Annotated in this window: 6 protein-coding genes; 4 read left to right on the top strand and 2 right to left on the bottom strand. The window is 63.1% G+C overall.

Translation table 11 applies throughout. From position 1 onward, the window contains the following. The coding region (locus KDH09_07440) for an outer membrane beta-barrel protein (protein ID MCB0219508.1) at positions 1 to 470 on the top strand (470 nt) is incomplete at its 5' end. 403 nt (positions 471 to 873) lie between these two features. Next, on the top strand, positions 874 to 2,133 hold the full coding sequence (locus KDH09_07445; GenBank protein MCB0219509.1) for a hypothetical protein: 1,260 nt from the start codon (positions 874 to 876) through the stop codon (positions 2,131 to 2,133). Positions 2,134 to 2,190: 57 nt separating this feature from the next. On the opposite strand, the gene nth is transcribed toward KDH09_07445, so the two are convergent. Further along, the gene (gene nth, locus KDH09_07450) at positions 2,191 to 2,931 is read right to left on the bottom strand and encodes an endonuclease III (protein MCB0219510.1); all 741 of its coding nucleotides are present in this window, start codon (positions 2,929 to 2,931) and stop codon (positions 2,191 to 2,193) included. Between the two features lie 54 nt (positions 2,932 to 2,985). Beyond that, the gene (locus KDH09_07455; protein ID MCB0219511.1) at positions 2,986 to 3,174 is read right to left on the bottom strand and encodes a hypothetical protein; all 189 of its coding nucleotides are present in this window, start codon (positions 3,172 to 3,174) and stop codon (positions 2,986 to 2,988) included. A 139-nt stretch (positions 3,175 to 3,313) separates the two neighbouring features. On the opposite strand from KDH09_07455, the gene KDH09_07460 reads away from it, so the two are divergent. Beyond that, the gene (locus tag KDH09_07460) at positions 3,314 to 5,485 is read left to right on the top strand and encodes a GMC family oxidoreductase (GenBank protein MCB0219512.1); all 2,172 of its coding nucleotides are present in this window, start codon (positions 3,314 to 3,316) and stop codon (positions 5,483 to 5,485) included. Next, positions 5,482 to 6,019, top strand: a 538-nt coding sequence (locus tag KDH09_07465; protein MCB0219513.1) for a pyridoxal-phosphate dependent enzyme, incomplete at its 3' end; no start/stop codon positions are given. The genes KDH09_07460 and KDH09_07465, both read left to right, overlap by 4 nt.

Here is a 6,019-nt window from a genome sequence, read left to right on the forward strand (position 1 = left end):
CCACGCAGCTCATGGCCCTGAGTATTCGGGGCAGCGGCGAATCGTTGTTCGGCGGCGCCGAGGTTTTGCAGCGCGTGGAAAATGCATCGAACCTGAGTTCGGTAAGCGGCGCGGCGAGCGGCACGGCAAGGATCTTTGCCGCCATGGGAATCCTCGGGTGGAACTGGGACCCCGTCGCGATTGGCATTCGCGCGGAATGGATCCATGTGAGCGATCCCGACAATGTCGTGAGCGCCAGCGCGTGGGCGGGTCAGGCGATCGGACCATCGAATGTCCTGATTGGCGACGGTGACGTTTACGGCGGCAGTGTGTTCCTCACCTGGGTGATTACCCGGGGCGTCTTCGTGCGGGGCGAATACCGCCTGGATGCCGCCGACTACGACACGGCCAGCACCGCCCTCGCGATCATCAACCCCGACACCGCCAAGGCCCATCTGGGCCTCCTGCAGGTCAACGCCAGCTTCGAATAGATCGCTATCCCTCCGGAATCATTTCTGATCTGCTGGGCAAGTCTTCGTCACGAAGGCGATGTCCACGCGGAATTGCGACGTCCTGGCCTTGCCGATAAACTCAATAATAACAATCAGTTACGTGGCATCGTGTCGATAGTGTGATTTGTATCACATTTCATTCCTGATCCCAGAGTTAGTGTTTTGCAAGATAGGACGCCGCAAGTGTGACCCTGCCGCCAGAGGCAGAAAAGGCCCGGGAACGGGCGCACCGGCGAGGCAGCAGAAAGTCAGGCATCAAGCGCGCTGGGTCGATACTTGCGGTTCGAGGGCATGAGGAAACGGAGACAAGGGCAGAGGCGAACGCCCCTTCGTTTCATCACATCCGCCCCCAAAGCGGGGCGCCGTAGGAGAGTAGAGGCACATGAGAACAAAGTTTTTAGGTTTTCTCTCAGCAGCAGTCCTGATACTGGGCGCAGGCGCGGGCTCCGCATACGCGGAGAGCTTTAGCCTCGGCGGCTCTTTCGATGGCTTCGGAGGCTGGTCGCACTCCGACAAGAACGGTCCACCGGTCGGACGCAGCCAGGCCTTCATGAATGAACTGCCGACGGTATGCTCGGCATCGAATGCGGCGGGCAATTGTCTCGTCAACTTTGCCAACGTCACCCCGGGTGATACCGATTTCGGTATCTATGAAACTTCACTGAGCCTTGTCGGCGCCGGCGAAATCAACGAATACGCGGACATGGTCTTCCGGCTCGGCGTCTACGCCCCCGGTTCGGGCGATGATACCGCGGCGGCTGCCGGTCCCGGCGAAGTTTCGCTTCTCGTTGAACAGGCCTACGCGGATTTCCATACCGACGACGGCGAACTCGGCATGTCCATCGGCCGTCTTGCCCCGAACGTGGGCACCAGCCTTCACTCGGCCGACCGCGGCAGCCCCTTCCTCAGCATCGCACGCAGCAAGTTGCTGCCGACGCTCCTTACCGGTGGCATGGCCTATTACAAGAGCGGCGAAGTGACCGCTTCGGTGATGCTCTACAACGACCTGATCGGTACCAACAACCAGACGGATCTGGACCTGGGTTACGCCGTTGCGTTGGCATACACCACCGACGAGATGAGCGCGCGCCTGTCGTGGTTCGCCTCGCCCGAGGCATTTGATGCCGCGCGGCCCGGTCTACCGGCACCCATTGCCGCACTTGCCCTTGCCGACCCCGACAACAAGAATTGGGTCAATGTCGTCAACATCAACACGACCATGACGATGGATGAGATGAGCGCCTACCTCGATCTGACCTGGCGCCGCGACGGATTTGCGGGCTCCAAAGATCCCCAGGCGATTGCGATCGGACTGGGCGGCGAGCTCGATATGACGGATATGCTCTTCGGCGGACTCAGCTTTGAATGGGTTCATGGCAACAACGACGCGGGCTTCATTCCCGTCGGTCTGCTCAGCGGCACCGCCGGTATCAACAATGAAGACACGGTTGTTCTGAACCCCTACGTCGGAGTCCACCTTGCCGAGCGCACCGGCCTGACGCTGGGTTACAATCTGGAGCATCGCTCCATCGATATTCCCGGCGACAACAATCGCAACTTCCACACGGTCTATGTGATGGCCACGGCGGTGTTCGACTCGGGCAGCGAGCCCCGTTCGCCGACCCTCCATCCGCTCAACTAGTCCGCTCTTCGACGAGCGCAAACCAAAAACGGGCGCCCGATCGGGCGCCCGTTTCTTTTATACCCCGATCTTCGGGCAGAGCGCCTCGAGCGGGCATTGCTCGCACAGAGGCTTTCGCGCGTCGCAGATCTGGCGGCCGTGGTCGATCATGCGGTGGGAAAACATCGTCCAGTCTTTTCCCGGCAGCAGCTTCATCAGTTCGAACTCGACCTTGACCGGGTCGGTCTCACCCGTGAGCCCCATGCGGCGCGAGAGGCGCCCCATGTGCGTGTCCACCGTGATGCCGGGCACGCCGTAGGCGTTTCCCAGGATGACGTTGGCGGTCTTGCGACCAAAACCCGGAAGCGTGCGCAGGTCGTCCATATTGTCGGGGACATTGCCGCCGAATTCACCGACCACACGCTGGGCGAACCCGATCAGGTTCTTCGCCTTGTTGCGGTAGAAGCCGGTGGAGCGGATGACTTCTTCGACTTCGGCCTGCGGGGCCTTTGCCAGCGAGGGCGCATCGGGCCAGCGCTTGAACAGGTCGGGGGTCACCATGTTCACCCGCTTGTCGGTGCACTGGGCCGAGAGAATGGTAGCCACCGAGAGCTGATAGGCGTCCTTGAAGTTGAGCGCGCAATGGGAGTCGGGATAGGCCTTTGCCAGCGCATCGAAGATCTTTGCCGCGCGCTCGGTCCGCTTGGCAAGCGATTCCAGCCGCGCCTTGCGCACGGGCCGCTTCGCGGTTTTTTTTGCAGCCTTCTTCGGCGCTTTCTTGGCGACTTTCTTCTTCGCCTTTTTCGCAGTCGGGGACATGGGGAAACCTCCCGGCTTCCCTATGTAGCCGCTGGCGCCGCTGCGTGCGAGTGCTCAGCCCTTGGGCTTGTGGGACTTGCCGTGCGGATTTCTCAGACTGGCCTTCTTTTCCTTGGCATGGGGATTGGTGGTGGTGTCCTTCTTGATCGCCATCGCCGACTGCACCTTGCCGGGAGTCTTTTTGAGCGGCTTGCTCCGCTCGGGGTGATCGCGAATGACGTGGGTAGCGTTCTTTCTACTCATGGGTTTCGCCCTCCGGAAGTGAGTGCTTTTCACGCTATCGAAAGTGACAGCGCCGCGCCATGATTTTTCTCAGAGTTGCGCGAGGCCCCGAAGCCGTGTCACAAAACCGGGAGTCGAATCAGATACTTGGAGCGGGGTAATGGCGAAGGATCGCGTACGCGAAGAGGTAGCCGGGCAGCTTGCCGACCTGAAGGCACTGGAGCAGGACGCGCGGCTCTCGCGCCGGGCTTTTCTGCGCGGCAGCCTGCTGGGCAGCGCCGCGCTGGGCGTGGGCGCGCTGCTTCCGGCCGGGTGTGATTCCTACCCGGTGCCCGCCGCACAGAGTGCCGTCCTCAGCGACAAACAGCACGCGATTCTCTCGGCTATTTCCCGCGCGATCATCGGCGCGCCCGAGGATTTTCCCGACCCGGTGGAGTCCGGAACCGTCGCGCGACTCGACGGAATTCTCTCACAGCTCCCAGAAGAAATTCGCGATCAGTTCAAGCTGCTGCTCAACTTTTTCGAGCACGCGACTCCAATCTTTGGCGCGGGTCTCGGGCGCTTCACCAGCCTGTCACCCGAGCGGCAGGAAAAGTACGTGCGCTCGTGGATGGAGTCCTTACTTCGTTTCCGGCAAATGGCCTTTGCGGCGCTCAAGATGTTCGTCCAGCTCTCCTACTATGCCGGGGACAAAACCTGGCGCGCGCTCCGCTACGACGGGCCGTGGGTAGGGCGCTTTGAAATCGATCCAATCGCACCGCCACTGGCGCGAAATCCCGAAGGCCCGGTCGCCGACAAGGGAGAGCTCGTTGAGGCGACCGACCACAAGGGCGACCTCGATCTCGACTGCGAGATCTGCGTCGTGGGTTCCGGCGCGGGCGGCGCGGTGGTGGCCAAGGAACTGGCCGAGGCCGGCTTCGATGTGATCGTGCTCGAAGAGGGCGGCAATCATCGAAGCAACACGTTTACCCAGCGCGAGGAAGAAATGGCGCCGCGCCTGTATCGCGAGGCGGGCGGGCGCACCACCTGGGATCTCTCCATCCCGATCCTGCAGGGCCGCACGCTGGGCGGATCGACGGTGCACAACATCTGTCTTTCCTATCGGATCGAGCCGGCGATCATCGAGCGCTGGCGCCGCGAGTACGGCGTGAGCTTCACGCACAAGGATCTCGAGCCCCTTGCCGCGCGGGTCGAGCAGCACCTGGGTGTCAACCAGGTCCAGCCCTGGCAGGTGAACCTCAACAACCAGGCCTTCGCCAAAGGCTGCGAGAAGTGTGGTGTGAGCTGGGAGCGTCCCAATCACAACCGCGTGAACTGCCTGATGTGCGGTTTTTGCGATCAGGGTTGCGCCTACGATCGCAAGCAATCGATGCTCATCACGTATCTGCCGCGCGCGGTGCAGGCCGGCGCCCGGGTTTATACCGATTGCCGCGTGGACAGCGTGACCCGCAGCGGCGGCGCGGCAACCGGCGTCGAAGGCATGGTGCTCGACCGCGGCAGCTCGGAACCCAAGGGGCGCCTTCGCGTACGCGCGAAGAAGGTGATTCTCTCGGCCTCGGCCATCGATACGGTGCTGCTGCTCAGGCGTAGCGGCGTCGAAGATGAATCGGGTCTGCTCGGTCACCGCCTGCACGTTCATCCCTTTGCGACCGTCGCCGCCATGTACGACCGGCCCATCGAGGCCTGGCGCGGCATTCCCCAGTCGGCCTATTCCGACCACTACGCGCGCTTCAAGGAAGACGGCTACGGCGGTTATGTGCTCATCCCGGGCTTCGCCCATCCGGGCATGGGGGCCTCGGTCATGCCGGGCATGGGCGCGCAGCATGGCGAGCTGATGAAACAGTATGCCTACACCGCCGCCGGCGGATTGATGCTCCACGACGAGACCCAGGGCGTGATCGGCGAGTTCCCGGTTGGGCGCCGCGCGCGCATTCACTACTGGCCTGAAGAGAGCGAGCACGCCGAGCTCAAGGACGCCGTCTCGAACCTTGCGAAGATCTATCTGGCTTCGGGTGCGACGAAGGTGCTGCTTCCCTGGAATGACGCACCGATGGCCCGCACCGATGCCGAGGTGGACAAGCTGGTTGCCGAGCGGGAGATCGCGCCCCACAAGTTCCTGCTCACCAGCGTGCATCCGCAGGCGTCCTGCCCCATGGGCGAGGATTCCAAAAAGAGTGTCATCGACTCTCGCGGTAAGGTGCATGGGATGAGTGGGCTCTACGTCGCCGACGGCTCGGTATTTCCGACCTCCATCGGCACGCCGCCGACCATTGCGATCGCGACGCTTGCGACCTGGATCGCAAACGGAATCGCGGCGGAGAAGGGCGCATGAGCCCCGAGGAGATCGCCGCGCTTCTTCGGGGGCGCATCCCCCACGTCGAGCTGGGGAACTTCCCCACGCCCGTGGAGATTGCGCAGCCGCTCTCGGAAAATCTGGGCGCGGATGTGCGCGTCAAACGCGATGACCTCTCCAGCACGCAGTACAGCGGCAACAAGGTGCGCAAGCTCGAATTCGTCTTCGCCGACGCGAAGGCGCGCGGCGCAAGGACCGTGCTCACCTTCGGCGGCGTGGGTTCCCACCACGCGGTGGCGACCACGGTGCACGCGCGCCGCGCGGGGCTGGGATGCGAGGTCGTTGTCGTCGACCAGCCGCTGACCCCCGATGTGCGAAAGAGCCTGCTGCTGGGCGCCCACTTCGGCGCGCACCTGCATTACCGGCCGCGCTACGTGCAGGCCGCCGCGGCCGTGCCGGGGCTGCTGCGAGAGCTCAAACGCCGCGACGGCGTGGCTCCCTACTTCTTGGTGCCGGGGGCTTCCTCACCCACGGGCTGCGTAGGGTACGCGCTGGCGGCGCTGGAGCTGCGCG

Source organism: Chrysiogenia bacterium, assembly GCA_020434085.1.
In the GTDB taxonomy this organism is placed as follows: domain Bacteria; phylum JAGRBM01; class JAGRBM01; order JAGRBM01; family JAGRBM01; genus JAGRBM01.